Genomic DNA, 231 nt, shown 5'->3' on the forward strand with positions numbered 1-231 from the left:
ACGTGGTGGTGCCGCTGGACAAGGTCGGGATTTCGGGCGCCCGGTTCACCTTTAGGAACGATTGGAACAAGACCAGCGTCACCGACCCGACCACGGGCGAGGACCGCCGCATCTCGGGCGTGCGTCCCAGCCAGGCCAATGTCGGCTTCCAGCAGGACATCACCTCGTGGAAGACCCAGTGGGGGATCAACTGGCTGCCGCGTCTGGGCCAGGCGACCTACGATCCGGACC

At 65.8% G+C, this 231-nt stretch carries 1 protein-coding gene; it reads left to right on the forward strand.

Features of this window, described 5'->3' with window-relative positions; genetic code table 11:
- The coding region (locus tag HKX41_13865; GenBank protein ID NNC25219.1) for a TonB-dependent receptor at nt 1-231 on the forward strand (231 nt) is incomplete at both ends.

This window comes from Salifodinibacter halophilus (assembly GCA_012999515.1).
Taxonomy (GTDB): Bacteria; Pseudomonadota; Gammaproteobacteria; order Nevskiales; family Salinisphaeraceae; genus Salifodinibacter; species Salifodinibacter halophilus.